This is a genomic window from Enterobacter sp. CPE_E1241 (genome assembly GCF_045618265.1).
Lineage (GTDB): Bacteria > Pseudomonadota > Gammaproteobacteria > Enterobacterales > Enterobacteriaceae > Enterobacter > Enterobacter adelaidei.
This window is the reverse complement of sequence record NZ_JBIWYV010000001.1, coordinates 3103068-3118573: the sequence shown is the minus strand read 5'-3', so window position 1 is coordinate 3118573 and position 15506 is coordinate 3103068. Positions and strand designations below refer to the sequence as shown.

The window sequence follows — 15506 nt, the reverse complement described above, 5'->3', positions numbered from 1 at the left end:
TCCATGTGATATTGCGTACCAGAAGTGTACCAAACCACTATTTCAGAGCGTACCAAATATTATTTATGGCTATCAGCGACACAAAACTGCGTACCATTTATGGTAAACCATATTCGGGCCCACAAGAAGTGGCTGATGCTGATGGCCTCAGCGTGCGCATTTCTCCAAAGGGGGTCATCCAGTTCCAGTACCGATATCGCTGGCATGGTAAACCTCATCGTCTTGGCATTGGTCGCTACCCGTCGGTGTCGTTAAAGGATGCCAAGCAGATCACGTCTGATTTACGGAACCTTTATTTTTCCGACACAGATCCACGCTCCTATTTTGAGGAGAAGACGCAAAACTCTCTGACGGTCGCTCAGTGCCTCGATTACTGGTTCGATAATTACGTCTCTACAACACTCAGGGAAAAGACCAGGCACTATACCGCTCAACGGTTATGAAACGGATGCATGACGCGTTCCCTAATCGACCAGCATCCTCCATCACGGTAAAGCAGTGGGTGGATCTACTCACCGAAGAGGAAAGGGATAATCCACGCCGCGCGCGCCAGATGCTCAGTCAGTTAAGATCGGCAATAAGCTGGTGCATGCGACGTCAGGTGATAGATAGTTGCGCAATTATGGGCATCCAGCCAAGAGACTTCGGTTCCCGCGCAGAAGTAGGCGATCGCGTGCTGTCCTATAACGAGCTTGCTCAGATATGGCTTGCCATTGAAAGAAGCAGGGCTTCTACGTCAAACAAGCTTCTTCACCAGATGCTGATGCTGTGGGGGGCGAGGCTCTCAGAGCTCAGGCTGGCAACCAAGACCGAATTTGACCTGCTGGACAACGTCTGGACTGTGCCAAAAGAGCACAGCAAAATGGGAAACGTCATCCGCCGCCCCATCTTCGAACAGATTATGCCTTTCCTCGAAAAGGCCATGACAACTTACAATGATGTGCTTTTCCCCGGGGAGGATATAAACGAACCGATCAGCATTGCGGCCGCCAACCGATTCGTTAATCGAATAAGGGGGGGAATGGACCTTGGATACTGGCGAACCCACGACTTCAGGAGGACGCTGGTAACAAGGCTGTCTGAAATGGATGTCGAGCCTCATGTTACTGAGAGGATGCTCGGGCATGAACTTGGCGGGGTAATGGCCGTGTACAACAAACACGACTGGATAGAGGCTCAGTGCAAAGCGTATGAGCTTCACGCTGATAAGCTGTTCTGGCACATCAGGAACATTTCTGGTTAACGCCGCCATTGAGGATCCATCCATCAACAGCTTCCCGCAGGTACGCTTTCGGGTGTGTCCTGACTGGCTTGGGAAACCCGTGCCGGTTGGTGTAGTTCCAGATGGTCTGGCGTGATGAAACCCCAAGCTTGTTCATCACTTCTTTTTCTGGAATCAGGCTGGTATCGGTCATTGTGATCTCCTTACGCCATTTCTTTATACAGGCGTGGCCCATCGATTGTGGCCGCGCGCAATTCGTTTTCCGGATGCACTGAATAATCTCTGTCGTCCCACCGCACCCAGAACTTCGGATTGTCGCTGTCAGGATCCTGCAGGCTTTCGACTATTCCCGTCAGTCCGCCGGTCTTCTTCTGGGCTAATGCGCCCACATTAAAAGCAGCCATTGCACACCTTCCGGTTCGTGAAGAAATGAGGTGAGAGCGCCCAGCGCCATAAGTGCGGCGATGAGCCAGGTCATGGGGTTTGAATGCATAGGGCGCTCCTGCTGTTAAGCGGTTATCAAAGCGCTGATGAAGCAGTGGAAGGGCGCTGCCAGACTAACGGCCATCATGGCCACGAGGCAGATCTTCGACAGCGGCGACGTGTCGGTACCGATTAAGTCCTGGCAGTTATACGTTAAGACGGTGGACATCGACGCCGACTCCGCATCGGTTACTCTGTCCGTCACAAACCCACTGAACAACAATATTGGTCGCCTTTATGATCCAGTCGAGTACACGGGACTTCAGTACCTCTGATTTTATCAGCAGGATGATCGGCGTGCCTTGGTCTAACCGGGCCTGCTCCTTCGATAAGGTCGACTGCTGGGGATTGTGCGTGTTGTATTACCGACACGTTCGCGGCATTGAACTGCACCAGACGCCGGACTATGAAGCCGGTGAGGATTTCTTCACCTGCTATCAAGGTGACGTGGTTTTCTGGCGCCAGGTCGATAAGCCGGTCGATGGCGGGATATTCGTCGGATACCGCGGCGTGCAACCGGCGCATGTTGGCCTGGTGCTGAACAGGCAGGCGCTGCACTCGCGCGGCGAGAACGGAAGCGTACGCATGGACTCGTTGCTGGTCATTCAGCGGGCATTCACCAAAGTGGAGTATTTTTCTTATGGCGCTGGTTGAGATATCGAACTTTCCAGGAACGCCTAAGCTGCGTTGCAGGGTGCCAAACGGCACCCTTTTTTATGACTGGCTGGCGGCCAATGACGCTAATTTTCACCGTGACCTGCTGATCGTCCGCAACGGTGTGAAGTTGAGCGACGATGACGAGCTGGCGTTTGAGTTGAGCGAACTGGACCATATCCAGATATTCGACCAGCCGAAGGGTATTGTGGGCGATATCCTGAGTCCGATCTTCAAAGTAGTGGGGCAGGTGTTTTCTTTCCTGGCACCGAAACCGGCCATCGCCAACACTGGCGGCAATACCGTCGACTCACCGAACAATAGTCTGACCGGACAGATAAACACAGCTCGCGTCTACAAAGCCAAGCCGGATATCTACGGCCAGGTGCGTTCATTCCCCGATCTGATTCAGGAATCACTGTTTGAATACATCAGCACGGGCGTGCGTGACGGCGGTAAGAAATACGTGACTGAATGGATGTGTATCGAGATCGGCAAGTACGATTACGAGTCTGTGCGCTATTCAGAATCAAGTCTTGGAAGTATGGCCGGCGCTGAATACCAGTTCATCCAGCCTGGCGAGGTCATCCCGTCGATTAACGAAGGCTACAGCTTCGATGATGTCGACGGTCAGGAGGTGCCAGGCGCAAACCAGGGAGAGTCATTCCCTGTCGAAACCGCGACGGCAAACACCGTGGTCAGCGGCACGTATGCCGGTGGTCAGTTAGCGATGAAAATCGTTAAAGAGGCTGAGTTCGATTATTTCATGGGCCTGGTTCTGCCTCACGCTGTAACGTTCACTATCAACGTGACGTATGCAACCGCATCCGGGTCGGTAACGACTGATGCCACGTTTTCAGGGACACTTGTTTCTGCTGTAGAAACAAACGACGGCGCGGTGATAAATCCGGTTCGCTGGTACACCTTCACCATGGGCGATCTGGACGGTCCTCCTGATATTCCTACTGGCGCAACGATAAACACGACCACATTCGTACTGAATGATAACGAGGCGCTGGTCGTCGGGACGTTCTTTTCACCAGTGGAGTCAACGCAGTTGTGGATCCACACCCAAAGCAGTCTCGGACCGAAGAAGCAAACCAACTGGAAGGTAGTGCTGTGGAAAATTGATGACGACTACAACATGATCCCCGGCACCCAGCAGACGCTGATATTCCAGCAGACAACCTGGCACAAGCAGGACAGCGAGACGTTCTATCGTACGGACAAGATTATACCAACAGGTGGTTTCGGGAAGTACGCTATTAACCTGCAGCGCACCGATAACTCTGGTGATGCCTCGATACTTAAACTTGAAGAGATCCACGCTGTAAACGTGCGCACAAACGTTGTCCATCCCACCGATACGCTGGTCCGCGTGAAGGTGAGGGCAACAGAGAACGCTCTTGGCAGTCGCGACCGCAAGTACAACGCCCTGGTGACACGTCACACCATATCATACGACCTGAACACGCAGACAGTTGATTACACGCTGCGCCCGTCTCGTTCGTTTGCTGATGCGGTGGCTCATACCTGGCTGATCATGGGAGGGCAGCCGGCAAGCAGCATTGACCTCTACGGGCTGTACTCGATCGCCGAAAGCTTCCCGGATGAGCGCCTGGGTTACTTCGACTATACGTTTGACGACGAAAACGACGCGCTGGGCGATCGCGTGCAGGCAATCTGCAACGCAGCATCCGTGGTCGCGTCCTGGGATGATGGCGTGTTGACGTTTACCCGTGACCAGAAAGTGGATTATCCGGCGGCAGTATTCAACCGGGCAAACATGAAGACTGACGAGTACAAAATCACCTACGAAGCCACGCTTCCTGGCGGCTATGACGGCGTTCAGGTCTCATACGTTCACCCGACAACGAACAACAAGACGTACATCAACTACCGTGTACTTAACGGCATCATCGTAGAGCAGGAGGCAGAGAACCCGAACAAGTTGGAGATCGTCGGATTTCGTAACGAGTTCCAGGCGAGGGAGCGTGCGATGCGCGAAACGAAGCGTCTGATTTTCTCCCGGACGAAGATGAACTCGAAGGTGAATGAATATGGCTACGCAACCAACCAATCTGCCAGTACCAAGCGAATCACCTCGCGACCTGAAATTTAACGCGGGGAAAATTGACGAATTTGTTACCTCACTGCAGCATGAATATGAAGACAGATTCGGCAAAAAACATTACACAATTGAGGGCTTGCGTTGGGTAGCTCAACAGGCTATTTCAGCTTTTGGGTATATTACACTCGACAGTTTTGAAGACGGTAATAGTCTCACTGTACCTAACCAGGTTCTTCGTCTAAAGGCGACAGGTGAGTATTATCGTTGGGATGGCGCGTTTCCGAAAAACGTCCCCGCTGGTTCAACACCAGATTCCACAGGAGGCATTGGTGTTGGTAAGTCGTTAAGCGTTGGAGATGCGACTTTAAGAAGTGACCTAAGGAAAATTGCCAGCCCGATCACTTGGTTTGGGGGCGTGTCAGGTGAAGACTGTTCGGACGCATTAGAATCGGCACTTCAGTCCGGGCTACCATTCTTCTTTCCAGATGGAGAGTGGATCATCACAAGAGACATTGCGTACCCTGGTAGGGTAAATTTTTGGGGAACACCTAGTTCGACTATAAAATCAAACAGTCTTATCACCATTACTGATGGAAGTGGTTCACGCGTTGGGCCATTGAACATCATGCTAATCGGCACTCCGTATACAATTAAACGCGATGCATCGCTAAATAATTTACCTTCAGACGTCGTCCAGTCATTTGAGGGATATATCCCTAATGTACAGGACACAGACATATGGAGTGGATTTGACCTGCCCCCAGGATTAGATACAACCTTCAGTTAGTAATGTCGGTTGGTTTTTCTTCATATTTCCTGTTTCGCCAGTCCGTTGCGAATTCAGCTGGTGTCTGGTAATCCAGCGATGAATGGGGACGGCACTCGTTATAATCCTGCCGCCAGTCATTAATCGTTTTCCGGGCATGAAGAATATCGCTGAACCAGTGTTCATTCAGACACTCATCGCGAAAGCGTCCGTTAAAACTCTCAATAAATCCGTTCTGCGTTGGCTTACCTGGCTGGATAAGCCGTAGTTCCACACCATGCTCAAAGGCCCATTGATCGAGCGCGCGGCAGGCAAATTCCGGGCCCTGATCGGTTCTTATTGTCGCCGGATAGCCCCTAAACAGCGCGATGCTGTCCAGAATACGCGTGACCTGAACGCCTGAAATACCGAAAGCAGCGGTGATTGTCAGACACTCCTTCGTGAAATCATCCACACAGGTCAGGCACTTGATCCTCCGACCGTTGGCCAGTGCGTCCATAACGAAATCCATCGACCATGTCAGGTTCGGCGCATCCGGGCGCAGAAGCGGAAACCGTTCGGTTGCCAGCCCTTTACGGCGTCGTCTGCGTTTTACGCTCAGTCCATTAAGGTGGTAAATACGGTATACCCGCTTGTGATTGACGTGAAGGCCCTCCCGACGCAGCAGCTGCCAGATGCGGCGGTAGCCAAAACGCCTGCGCTCCAGTGCCAGCTCAGTGATGCGCCCTGATAAATGCGCATCAGCTGCCGGACGCTGAGCCTCGTAGCGGCAGGTCGACAGGGACAAACCTGTAAGCCTGCAGGCACGACGTTGCGACAGACCGGTCGCATCACACATAAACTCAACGGCTTCCCGCTTCTGGTCTGTCGTCAGTACTTTCGCCCCAGAGCCACCTGAAGTGCCTCCTTATCCAGCATGGCTTCGGCAAGTAGCTTCTTGAGGCGGGCGTTCTCCTCTTCAAGAGATTTAAGCCGCTTCACCTCAGGAACTTCCATGCCACCAAACTTCTTGCGCCAGGTGTAGAAAGTGGCATCGGAAATGGCGTGCTTACGGCAGAGCTCACGGGCAGAAACTCCGGCTTCCGCTTCGCGAAGAATACTGATGATCTGTTCGTCGGAAAAACGCTTCTTCATGGGGATGTCCTCATGTGGCTTATGAAGACATTACTAACATCGGGGTGTATTAATCAACAGGAGCAGGTCAGCCAAGGGGTGTTAACAATAGAGTTGTTAATTCTGATATAAAATACGCATCTCTTTGTGGTGTTTGTTGGTTTGGTAACGACTACTATGAAATGAGCTCGTTAGCTTCAGATCATAATGGTGAGAGTGGAATAAAAACAGCACAGTACGATGGCGTTCCCGGACCTAGTGAGACGACGGACTGTATTAATACAAGAGGCAGAGTAAATGGTGTTACCACCAACCTTAACTATTATGACGGGCACGACCTTTCTGTCCAGAATCTAACTTCGCCTCAATATATTTACTGCGGAACGGTAATAAGTGGATGCAATAGCTTTAATAATAGGCATACTGGCTTTACGTCAAACGGTTCTTCAATGAACTACGACTGTTGTCATTCTGATGAAAATGGTACTCATGGCATGAGTGTCTATGGAACATCAAACTCAGTAACTAACTGTAACGCTAGAGACAACTGCAAAACCGGAACAACATTATTACCTCGGGTATTTGATATTGTTGTCCAGGGAGATGGATGTACAAGATTTAACAATAATATCTCAAACTCATCCGCTCCATCCACTTACAATTATCTTCACACTGGTCTTCTTGGAAATAATCCAACGTCCGTATTCGAGGGACTCGACGCAAACAACTACTGTAACGGAGGACCAGGTAGAATTTACGTCTCTCCAACAATCCCATCTTCAATCTCGCCTCAACTTAAAGGCGTTGGAAGCCTAACATCAGGAGGTAATTATCAGGAAGTAATAAGGCAAAATGGTGGTGGTGTAGATCTTGGAGGAAGAAATAACGAGGGAACAGTTAGGATTAGAGGAGATGCAAGTGCGGGTGCAAACCTTGATTTTCAACCCCTAAGTGAGGATCCATTAGCAACAGCACCTACTGGCAGGGTGCGCAATGATTTCGTTTCAAAAAAAATGCTTTTCGCCACCGAACGTAATGTGAAGATGGAGCTTGGAAATACCTCAGGGCTCTACCCAACAACTGACAACTCAATAGGCATAGGTCTACCATCAAACAGATGGACTGCAGTGTATGCCGCTAATGGAACAATTCAGACGTCAGCCGGTAGGCTTAAGTGTGATGAGAGAAGCCTTAGTGAAGCGGAACTTTCCACTGCAAGGTCGTTAAAAACCATGATCAAGGCCTACAGATTTACCGATTCGGTTGATGCTAAAGGCAATGGTGCAAGGATTCATTTTGGCGTTGTTGCACAAGAAGTCATTGAAGCATTTAGAGTTAATGGCCTTGATGCCTTCGACTACGGTATGGTTTGCTATGATGAATGGGATGCAGAAGCGGAAGTGGTTGATGAACTTGGGGTTGTTCTTACCCCAGCCAGGAAATCAGGCAATCGATATGGGATCAGATACGATGAATTGATTGCATTCATAATTTCTGCACTTTGAAAAGAACCTTAGGTCATAGAATATTGCGTTACATCTACTTTCCTGTATCATGAACGTCAATATTCATCTTGGTGTAGTAAATATGATATTATCAATTCATTATTTGAGAGGCATAGCCGCTTTACTGGTTGTTCTCTTCCATTTTAGGGATAAGTTAAATAATGTATACACCCAAAAGGATTTGGGTGATTTATTATTTGGTGGTGGACTTGCTGGGGTGGATTTGTTTTTTCTTATAAGTGGTTTTATAATAGTATACTCAACAAAAAAGAAAGAAATTAATAATATCTTATTCTTTTTTTGTAAGAAGGGCTTTTAGAATATATCCATTACTCATCATTTCTTGCGTGTTGTATTATTTGGTAATTACCGAGATGATGAAATATTCAACAGATGAAGGGTTGATTAAATTGTTTGTTTCAATAATCCCCTTCAATTTAAATTGGTCTGAAGAGGCGCCTTATTTTGGGTATAATTTATTATACCCTGCTTGGACGATTACTTATGAAATAGCATTCTATATTATGTTTGGATTATCGATAAGCATCAGTCATAGGTACAGGACTATTATCGCTTCGGTATTCATAATCTCTATTGTATCTTTAGTACAGTATTATTCTCGAGGTGAATTAAGCATGAGTGGTTCTGTTTCTGCTGGTTTACTAGAGCATAGTACGCTTTTTGGATATATAAATGTTTTCACCTCGCCAATGATGTTTGAATTCGTTGTTGGCATGATTATCGGTGAATTATATATTAAATCAAGACAGATTGAAACAATATCGCAACATATCAAGAAAATATCAATCATATGCTTGTTGTTCGCTTTATCTATGTGCTTTGTTATGTTTTTCTCTAAAGTTCCATATGGGCATGGGTTGTTTGGTTTTGGCGTGCTATCTTTTGTGGTAATAACGTCACTTCTTTTTTATGAAAGAACGAATGATATTCATAAAAACAAAGCGCTATCTTTTTTAGGGGATATTTCATATTCATTGTACATGTGCCATGCTATTATACTAGCAGCATATCTGTATCTATATACTCGTATAGATTTTTTACAATATATAAATGGAATGTCTCTTGTGGTCATGCTGTGTAGTGTTTCAATGGTAACGGCGTTCCTGATGCACGTATATATAGAATTACCATGTATAAACTACGGCAAAAGAATACTTGTCAGATACGCAGCAGGAAAAGAAACGAACTCAGAGGAAGTTTCCATTTAAAATAAAATCATAATAAATTAATGATATAGCCCACTTAGGTGGGCTTTTTTCTTTCTGAGTATTGATAAACACCGGTGAACTATAATACTGCATATTAATACAGTATCTATCGGAGGTGCATCATGGGTTTTCCGTCGCCAGCAGCAGACTATGTTGAAGAACGCATATCACTCGACAAGGGTCTAATCGCTCACCCTTCCGCAACGTACATGATTATATCCGGTACGACATACCTGCGTGCGGGGATCATGAAGGGCGCCATGCTCATCGTCGATTCATCGCTGACACCGAAAGACGGTTCTCTGCTCGTCTGCGCTGTTGATGGTGAGTTCAGGATCATGCGCTACAGGACGCTACCGCATCCTTGTCTGGAAAACCCTGAAAATGGAAGGAGGGAGCCGTTACCTTTGAAGGACGATTTGTCGGATACTTCGCGGCCGGTGTTTGGGGTGATCACCTACAGCATCAATGATGCTCGCTCTGGCGAGTTCGATGACTGCCCGGTGATGTGAAAAATGCGTTGTGTACCAAATTGCGTACCAAACAAAATCAGCACATCACCTTATCCTTTTTGGTTGCTGCTCTCAGCGTTGTTGCGCGTAATCGTAAAATAAAAAAGTCGGGCGAGCGGCAGAGTCAGACACCAGTAATACCATCCTGTTAAAAAATGACGTCACTATGGTAAACGATCGTGCGGGTCAGACCGAATAAAAAGCGCCGCAGCCGCGCAAATTTGCGCGTCAGCTTCAGAGAAAAATCTGCGTCCTGTCACATTTTTTTGCAATTAAGCCAGGTAACGACATCAGAACTCCCGTAAAAAGGTCAGCGATTTTTAATGACCTGAGGATATACCGTTGAAACGCCGTCTGTTTATTGCTGTTTCTTTACTCGCTTCGAGTGTCTCATCTGCTTTTGCGGCCGAACCACTGGATTTTTCGCCGCAGCCTCCTGCTATTCAGGCTGGCTCCTGGGTGCTGATGGATTACACGACTGGTCAAATCTTAACGGCGGGCAACGAACATCAACAACGTAATCCGGCAAGCCTGACCAAGCTGATGACGGGGTATGTGGTTGATCGGGCCATTGATAGCCATCGTATTTCCCCCGATGACGTTGTGACCGTCGGGCGCGATGCCTGGGCAAAAGGCAACCCGGTTTTTGACGGTTCGTCGCTGATGTTTCTGAAAGAGGGCGATCGCGTCACCGTGCGCGACCTGAGCCGTGGTCTGATTGTGGATTCCGGTAACGATGCCTGCGTGGCGCTGGCCGATCACGTGGCGGGCGGGCAGCCGCAGTTTGTGAAGATGATGAACGACTATGTGCAAAAGCTGAACCTGCGCGATACCCATTTCGAAACCGTTCATGGGCTGGATGCGCCAGGACAGCACAGTTCCGCTTATGACCTGGCCGTCCTCTCCCGGGCCATCATTCATGGCGAACCTGATTTTTACCATATGTACAGTGAAAAGAGCCTCACCTGGAACGGGATCACCCAGCAAAACCGTAACGGCCTGTTGTGGGATAAAACCATGAACGTTGATGGGCTTAAAACGGGGCACACCTCGGGCGCAGGTTTTAATCTGATTGCTTCCGCAGTTGATGGTCAGCGCCGTTTAATCGCGGTGGTGATGGGGGCCGACAGTCCGAAAGGGCGTGAGGACCAGGCCCGTAAACTGCTGCACTGGGGGCAGCAGAATTTCGATACGGTGCAGATCCTGCAAAACGGTAAAAAAGTAGGTACAGAGCGTATCTGGTACGGCGATAAGGAGCAGGTGAAACTGGGTACCGACCAGGACTTCTGGCTGGCGCTGCCAAAAGCGGAAGTCCCGAACATCAAAGCCAAATATGTGCTGGATAAAAAAGAGCTGGAAGCACCGATTGCTGCGCATCAGCGGGTTGGGGAGATTCAGCTCTATGACCGTGACAAAGTGGTTGCACACTGGCCGCTGGTGACGCTGGAAGCCGTTGATAAAGGCGGCCTGTTCTCACGCCTGAGCGATTATCTGCACCACACGCTCTAACTGCAGATGAGCAGACTGGCAGGGTTGCGAGTCTGCTCACATAATAAACACTCTTCGTTTGCTGAACAGTTAAAATCTGCTTTATAGTGTATAAATATACAGTAATGAGTGGAGGCAGCATGGACTACAGCATTAAGCAGCAAGAGAAACGTAAGATTGCCGGTTTTCATTTGGTTGGACCGTGGGAACAAACGGTAAAACAGGGCTTTGAACAGCTGGTGATGTGGGTGGACGGTCGCCACATTCAGCCGCTTGAGTGGGTTGCAGTTTATTACGATAACCCGGATGAAGTTCCGGCAGAAAAACTGCGCTGTGATACGGCTGTGACGGTACCGGACGATTTCGTTATTCCGGAAAACAGCGAAGGCGTCATGATGACGGAAATCGTGGCCGGTGATTATGCCGTGGCGATGGCGCGCGTGGAAAACTACGACTTTGCGACCCCGTGGTATCAATTCTTCAACTCCCTTCTACAGGACAATAAATACCAGATTGCCCCTAAACCCTGTTTCGAGCGCTATCTTAATGATGGCAACGCAGACGGCTACTGGGATATCGAAATGTTTATCGCCGTTGAGCATAAAACGGTTTAAGCCTGCTAAATGAAGGGTTTTTCAGTCGGGTGTGATCCGCCCGGCTGAAAACACAGTACAATTGTGGTTTGCCGTGTAGCTGGAGAGCGGGTGTGCGTCCCGACAAATCATTAACCCCTTTTGAAATTCGGTTGTACAAACATTACCGAGTGGTGCATGGGTGTCGCATCGCGCTGGCGTTCGTGTTGACGTTTGTCCTTGTCCGCTTGCTGGATGTTCCGGAAGGAACGTGGCCGCTGATCACGCTGGTAGTGGTGATGGGGCCCATCTCGTTTTGGGGAAACGTTGTTCCTCGCGCCTTTGAGCGAATTGGTGGGACCGTTTTAGGCTCGGCTCTCGGGCTTATCGCCCTGAAGCTGGAGCTTATTTCGTTTCCGGTCATGCTGGCATGGTGCGGTGCCGCCATGTTCCTGTGCGGCTGGCTGGCTTTGGGCAAAAGACCGTATCAGGCGCTGCTGATCGGGATTACTCTCGCGGTGGTTGTCGGTGCCCCTGCCGGGGATATGACCACGGCGCTGTGGCGAAGCGGGGATGTTATCCTGGGGTCACTGCTGGCCATGCTCTTTACCGGTATCTGGCCGCAGCGTGCTTTTCTGCACTGGCGTATTCAGATGGCCAACTACGTCACCGCGTTTAACCGCGTCTATCAGGCCGGTTTTTCCCCTAATCTGGTTGAGCGCCCCCGGCTGGAAAAGCATCTGCAAGCCATCCTTAACGATGTAGTCAAAATGCGCGGTCTGATTACCCCGGCCAGCAAAGAAACCCATATTCAGAAAGCGATTTTCGAAGCTATCCAGACGGTAAGCCGCAATCTGGTCTGCATGCTCGAACTGCAAATTAACGCGCACTGGGCTTCTCGCCCGAGCCATCTGTTGATGCTTAACGCACAGACCCTCAAGGAGACCCAGCGGATGACGCAGCAAACTCTGCTGACCATCGCCCATGCGCTCTACGAAGGTAATCCGCAGCCTATACTGGCGAACAGCGAGCGTCTGAATGAGATCGTCGCTGAGCTGAAGCAGTTAATCAACGAACGCCAGAGCGATAACGTGGCCGAAACACCTATTCATGGCTATGTCTGGCTAAGCATGGAACTGGCGCGACAGCTTGAGCTGTTATCACACCTGATTTGCCGCGCACTGCGCAAATAAAACGCGGATGTGACGCCTGCTGCTTCGATTCAGCAGCAATTGGGGTTATGATAGCTTTAAACGATATACTCATTGTCATTCGCGGCCGCTGTCAGTAAGGTTAATGTTACAACGGTTGCTTTAACGAATCCGAATCTCACATTATCAGGGGTGTAAAAATGGAAACTACCAAGCCTTCGTTCCAGGATGTTCTGGAATTCGTCCGCCTGTTCCGCCGCAAAAACAAACTGCAGCGTGAAATCCAGGACGTTGAGAAGAAGATCCGTGACAACCAGAAACGTGTTCTGCTGCTCGACAACCTGAGCGACTACATTAAGCCAGGCATGAGCGTTGAAGCTATTCAGGGCATCATTGCCAGCATGAAAAGCGACTACGAAGACCGTGTTGATGATTACATCATCAAAAATGCTGAGCTGTCTAAAGAACGTCGTGACATCTCTAAGAAGCTGAAAGTGATGGGTGAAATCAAGAACGGCGAAGCAAAAAGCGAGTAATCGCAGTGAATTGTGAAAAAGGCTCTCTGGTGACAGAGAGCCTTTTTTTATGACTCAGAGCGCGGTTGTAGCTGGTAGATCCAGGCCTTAACCTGTTGCTCGTCAGGTGTGGTCACCATGACCTCAACCCGATCATAACCGTCTTCAAATTCATCCAGCATTTGCCAGTGTGCGGCAAGGTTATCGGAAATAAACAGATAACCTTCGACGCGGGGGCCATCAGGGTGGAGGACAATCCCCGGAAAATCTGCCGCCGCTCCCCAGCCACGTTCATAGAACGTGCCGGTTACGAAACCGGCCTGCCATTCGCCGCCAATGTTTTCAAGGATATGTGCGTTAGAGTGGCCCGGGCGCAGCGTGCCGTAGACAAACAAAGCGTTCATATTTTCCCTCACCAACAAAGCAAAAAGCCTGCTTTAAAAGCAGGCTTTTTAAATTTGGCTCCTCTGACTGGACTCGAACCAGTGACATACGGATTAACAGTCCGCCGTTCTACCGACTGAACTACAGAGGAATCGTTGTGGAGGCTTATCTTAGCGGCGAAAAAAGTTTTGTCAAACCTGATCTTAGGGAAAATCGATCGATTGCTGGTTCTGTCGTCAGTTTGTTGTAAATCCAAACATCTTTTTCTGGAAAATACTTTGCAGGATTAGCATTTCTCCCTCATTATTTGAAATGGAGTTTCAACTTTTCTCGCTAAGGTCCATTTTGAACGTCACTGCTCCCCTGCGCCAGGTGATAACGCGCACACCATGGTACGCAAAACGTAAAAGTTATCGTGTTCTGTTCTGGCGTGAAATCACCCCTCTTGCGGTACCTATCTTTCTGGAAAATACCTGCGTTCTGCTAATGGGTGTACTGAGTACCTTCCTGGTAAGCTGGCTGGGAAAAGAAGCGATGGCAGGGGTCGGGCTGGCGGATAGCTTTAATATGGTGGTGATGTCATTCTTCGCCGCGATAGATCTCGGGACGACGGTGGTGGTTGCGTTTAGCCTGGGTAAGCTTGATCCCAAACGCGCCCGTGAGGCGGCACGCCAGTCGCTGATGATCATGACCATCTTTTCAGTCATCCTCGCGGCAGTGATCCACTATTTCGGTAAAGAGATTATCGACTTTGTCGCGGGTGAAGCGACGGCCGAGGTTAAGGACCTGGCGCTGACCTATCTGGAAATGACGGTCTTAAGCTATCCGGCGGCAGCCATTGCGCTGATTGGCAGCGGCGCGCTGCGCGGGGCAGGCAACACCAAAATTCCGTTACTGATTAACGGTGGGATGAACATCCTGAATATCATCATCAGTAGCGTACTGATCTACGGTGTGTTCTCGTGGGATGGGCTGGGATTCGTCGGTGCCGGGCTGGGGTTAACCATTTCACGCTATATCGGTGCGGCGGCCATCCTCGGTGTGCTGATGACGGGGATTACCCCCTCTCTGCGGCTTACGCTTAAAAGCTATTTCCGCCCCTTTAATTTCGCCATTATCTGGGAAGTCATGGGGATTGGTATTCCCGCCAGTATTGAATCGGTATTGTTCAACGGAGGTAAGCTGCTCACGCAGATGTTTGTTGCCGGGATGGGGACCGACGTGATTGCCGGTAACTTTATCGCCTTTTCCATCGCTTCCTTGATTAACCTGCCTGGTAATGCGCTGGGTTCGGCATCGACCATCATTACCGGTAAACGACTCGGTAAAGGGCAGATAGGGCAGGCGGAACGACAGCTGCGACACGTATTCTGGTTGTCGACTATTGGGTTAACGTTGATTGCCTGGGGGAGCGCGCCTTTTGCCGGGCTGATGGCCTCATTCTATACCCACGAAGACGATGTAAAAGAGGTTGTTAAGATCCTTATCTGGCTCAACGCGGCCTTTATGCCCATCTGGGCGGCTTCATGGGTACTGCCCGCCGGGCTGAAAGGGGCGCGCGATGCCCGTTTTGCCATGTGGGTGTCGATGCTCGGCATGTGGGGTTGCCGCGTTGTCGCGGGTTATACGCTGGGGGTGATGCTCGGATGGGGAGTGGTTGGCGTCTGGTTGGGGATGTTCCTTGACTGGGCCGTGCGCGGGGCATTGTTTTACTGGCGTATGGTGAGTGGGCGCTGGTTGTGGAAATATCCACGGAAGAATGCCTGATAAATGCGCGAAATGGAGAATAAATCGGCAAACAATCAGAAATATGCATTCTGCCTTTGACATCCCTGGGGAGC

Annotated in this window: 17 protein-coding genes, 1 tRNA gene and 1 pseudogene; 14 read left to right on the top strand and 5 right to left on the bottom strand. The window is 49.6% G+C overall.

The annotated features are described in order from the left end of the window. Nucleotides 1-65 precede the first annotated feature (65 nt). Nucleotides 66-1243, top strand: a pseudogene (locus ACJ9Y9_RS15370) (tyrosine-type recombinase/integrase). Here ACJ9Y9_RS15370 and ACJ9Y9_RS15365 read toward each other — a convergent pair. Both ACJ9Y9_RS15365 and ACJ9Y9_RS15360 read right to left on the bottom strand, forming a co-directional pair. Next, nucleotides 1224-1415 (bottom strand): AlpA family transcriptional regulator, encoded by a 192-nt coding sequence (locus ACJ9Y9_RS15365; RefSeq protein ID WP_028018495.1) that lies wholly within the window; start codon nucleotides 1413-1415, stop codon nucleotides 1224-1226. The pseudogene ACJ9Y9_RS15370 and the gene ACJ9Y9_RS15365 overlap by 20 nt on opposite strands. A gap of 10 nt (nucleotides 1416-1425) precedes the next feature. After that, entirely contained in the window at nucleotides 1426-1626 is a 201-nt protein-coding gene (locus ACJ9Y9_RS15360; protein ID WP_028018494.1) for a hypothetical protein, read from the bottom strand. Nucleotides 1627-1709: 83 nt separating this feature from the next. Here ACJ9Y9_RS15360 and ACJ9Y9_RS15355 point away from each other — a divergent pair, with 83 nt between their 5' ends. The 4 genes from ACJ9Y9_RS15355 to ACJ9Y9_RS15340 all read left to right on the top strand — a co-directional run bounded on the left by ACJ9Y9_RS15355 (nucleotide 1710) and on the right by ACJ9Y9_RS15340 (nucleotide 5217). Beyond that, nucleotides 1710-1841 (top strand): hypothetical protein, encoded by a 132-nt coding sequence (locus ACJ9Y9_RS15355; protein WP_255662044.1) that lies wholly within the window; start codon nucleotides 1710-1712, stop codon nucleotides 1839-1841. A 152-nt stretch (nucleotides 1842-1993) separates the two neighbouring features. After that, complete coding sequence (locus ACJ9Y9_RS15350; RefSeq protein WP_028018493.1) at nucleotides 1994-2359, top strand: NlpC/P60 family protein; 366 nt, start codon at nucleotides 1994-1996, stop codon at nucleotides 2357-2359. Further along, a complete protein-coding gene (locus tag ACJ9Y9_RS15345) occupies nucleotides 2346-4481 on the top strand; it encodes a host specificity factor TipJ family phage tail protein (protein ID WP_229255547.1) in 2136 nt (711 codons plus the stop codon). Before ACJ9Y9_RS15350 ends, ACJ9Y9_RS15345 begins: the two co-directional genes overlap by 14 nt. Then, nucleotides 4420-5217 (top strand): hypothetical protein, encoded by a 798-nt coding sequence (locus ACJ9Y9_RS15340; RefSeq protein ID WP_028018492.1) that lies wholly within the window; start codon nucleotides 4420-4422, stop codon nucleotides 5215-5217. Before ACJ9Y9_RS15345 ends, ACJ9Y9_RS15340 begins: the two co-directional genes overlap by 62 nt. Here ACJ9Y9_RS15340 and ACJ9Y9_RS15335 read toward each other — a convergent pair. Further along, nucleotides 5210-6330 (bottom strand): IS3 family transposase gene (locus tag ACJ9Y9_RS15335; protein ID WP_134708787.1). Its coding sequence is split into 2 segments (ribosomal slippage): nucleotides 5210-6072 and nucleotides 6072-6330, totalling 1122 coding nucleotides; the frame shifts between segments, so codons are not numbered across the junction. The two genes, ACJ9Y9_RS15340 and ACJ9Y9_RS15335, sit on opposite strands and share 8 nt — an antisense overlap. A 161-nt stretch (nucleotides 6331-6491) precedes the next feature. Between ACJ9Y9_RS15335 and ACJ9Y9_RS15330 the strand changes: the two genes are divergently transcribed. The 8 genes from ACJ9Y9_RS15330 (at nucleotide 6492) to ACJ9Y9_RS15295 (ending at nucleotide 13302) form a co-directional block, all read left to right on the top strand. After that, the gene (locus ACJ9Y9_RS15330) at nucleotides 6492-7814 is read left to right on the top strand and encodes a tail fiber domain-containing protein (protein ID WP_152546608.1); all 1323 of its coding nucleotides are present in this window, start codon (nucleotides 6492-6494) and stop codon (nucleotides 7812-7814) included. A gap of 49 nt (nucleotides 7815-7863) precedes the next feature. Next, on the top strand, nucleotides 7864-8133 hold the full coding sequence (locus ACJ9Y9_RS15325) for an acyltransferase family protein (RefSeq protein WP_407226184.1): 270 nt from the start codon (nucleotides 7864-7866) through the stop codon (nucleotides 8131-8133). Next, the gene (locus ACJ9Y9_RS15320) at nucleotides 8096-9043 is read left to right on the top strand and encodes an acyltransferase family protein (RefSeq protein WP_407226236.1); all 948 of its coding nucleotides are present in this window, start codon (nucleotides 8096-8098) and stop codon (nucleotides 9041-9043) included. Before ACJ9Y9_RS15325 ends, ACJ9Y9_RS15320 begins: the two co-directional genes overlap by 38 nt. Before the next feature lie 122 nt (nucleotides 9044-9165). Further along, nucleotides 9166-9555: a S24 family peptidase gene (locus ACJ9Y9_RS15315; RefSeq protein WP_028019641.1), complete on the top strand. Its 390-nt coding sequence runs from the start codon at nucleotides 9166-9168 to the stop codon at nucleotides 9553-9555. A 342-nt stretch (nucleotides 9556-9897) separates the two neighbouring features. After that, entirely contained in the window at nucleotides 9898-11064 is a 1167-nt protein-coding gene (dacD, locus tag ACJ9Y9_RS15310; protein ID WP_028019640.1) for a serine-type D-Ala-D-Ala carboxypeptidase DacD, read from the top strand. A 119-nt stretch (nucleotides 11065-11183) separates the two neighbouring features. Continuing rightward, nucleotides 11184-11657 carry a DNA gyrase inhibitor SbmC gene (gene sbmC, locus ACJ9Y9_RS15305; protein WP_028019639.1) on the top strand — a complete coding sequence of 158 codons (474 nt, stop codon included), beginning with the start codon at nucleotides 11184-11186 and terminating at the stop codon, nucleotides 11655-11657. Nucleotides 11658-11749: 92 nt separating this feature from the next. Next, nucleotides 11750-12808: an FUSC family protein gene (locus tag ACJ9Y9_RS15300; RefSeq protein ID WP_028019638.1), complete on the top strand. Its 1059-nt coding sequence runs from the start codon at nucleotides 11750-11752 to the stop codon at nucleotides 12806-12808. Between the two features lie 158 nt (nucleotides 12809-12966). After that, nucleotides 12967-13302 (top strand): DUF496 family protein, encoded by a 336-nt coding sequence (locus ACJ9Y9_RS15295; protein WP_008499467.1) that lies wholly within the window; start codon nucleotides 12967-12969, stop codon nucleotides 13300-13302. Nucleotides 13303-13349: 47 nt separating this feature from the next. Here ACJ9Y9_RS15295 and ACJ9Y9_RS15290 read toward each other — a convergent pair whose 3' ends face one another. Both ACJ9Y9_RS15290 and ACJ9Y9_RS15285 read right to left on the bottom strand, forming a co-directional pair. Continuing rightward, nucleotides 13350-13685 (bottom strand): gamma-glutamylcyclotransferase family protein, encoded by a 336-nt coding sequence (locus ACJ9Y9_RS15290; protein WP_028019637.1) that lies wholly within the window; start codon nucleotides 13683-13685, stop codon nucleotides 13350-13352. Between the two features lie 55 nt (nucleotides 13686-13740). Beyond that, a tRNA-Asn gene (locus ACJ9Y9_RS15285) sits at nucleotides 13741-13816 on the bottom strand. A 161-nt stretch (nucleotides 13817-13977) separates the two neighbouring features. Here ACJ9Y9_RS15285 and emmdR point away from each other — a divergent pair. Next, nucleotides 13978-15432, top strand: a complete 1455-nt coding sequence (gene emmdR, locus ACJ9Y9_RS15280) for a multidrug efflux MATE transporter EmmdR (RefSeq protein ID WP_129325239.1) — start codon at nucleotides 13978-13980, stop codon at nucleotides 15430-15432. The last annotated feature ends 74 nt before the right edge of the window (nucleotides 15433-15506 follow it).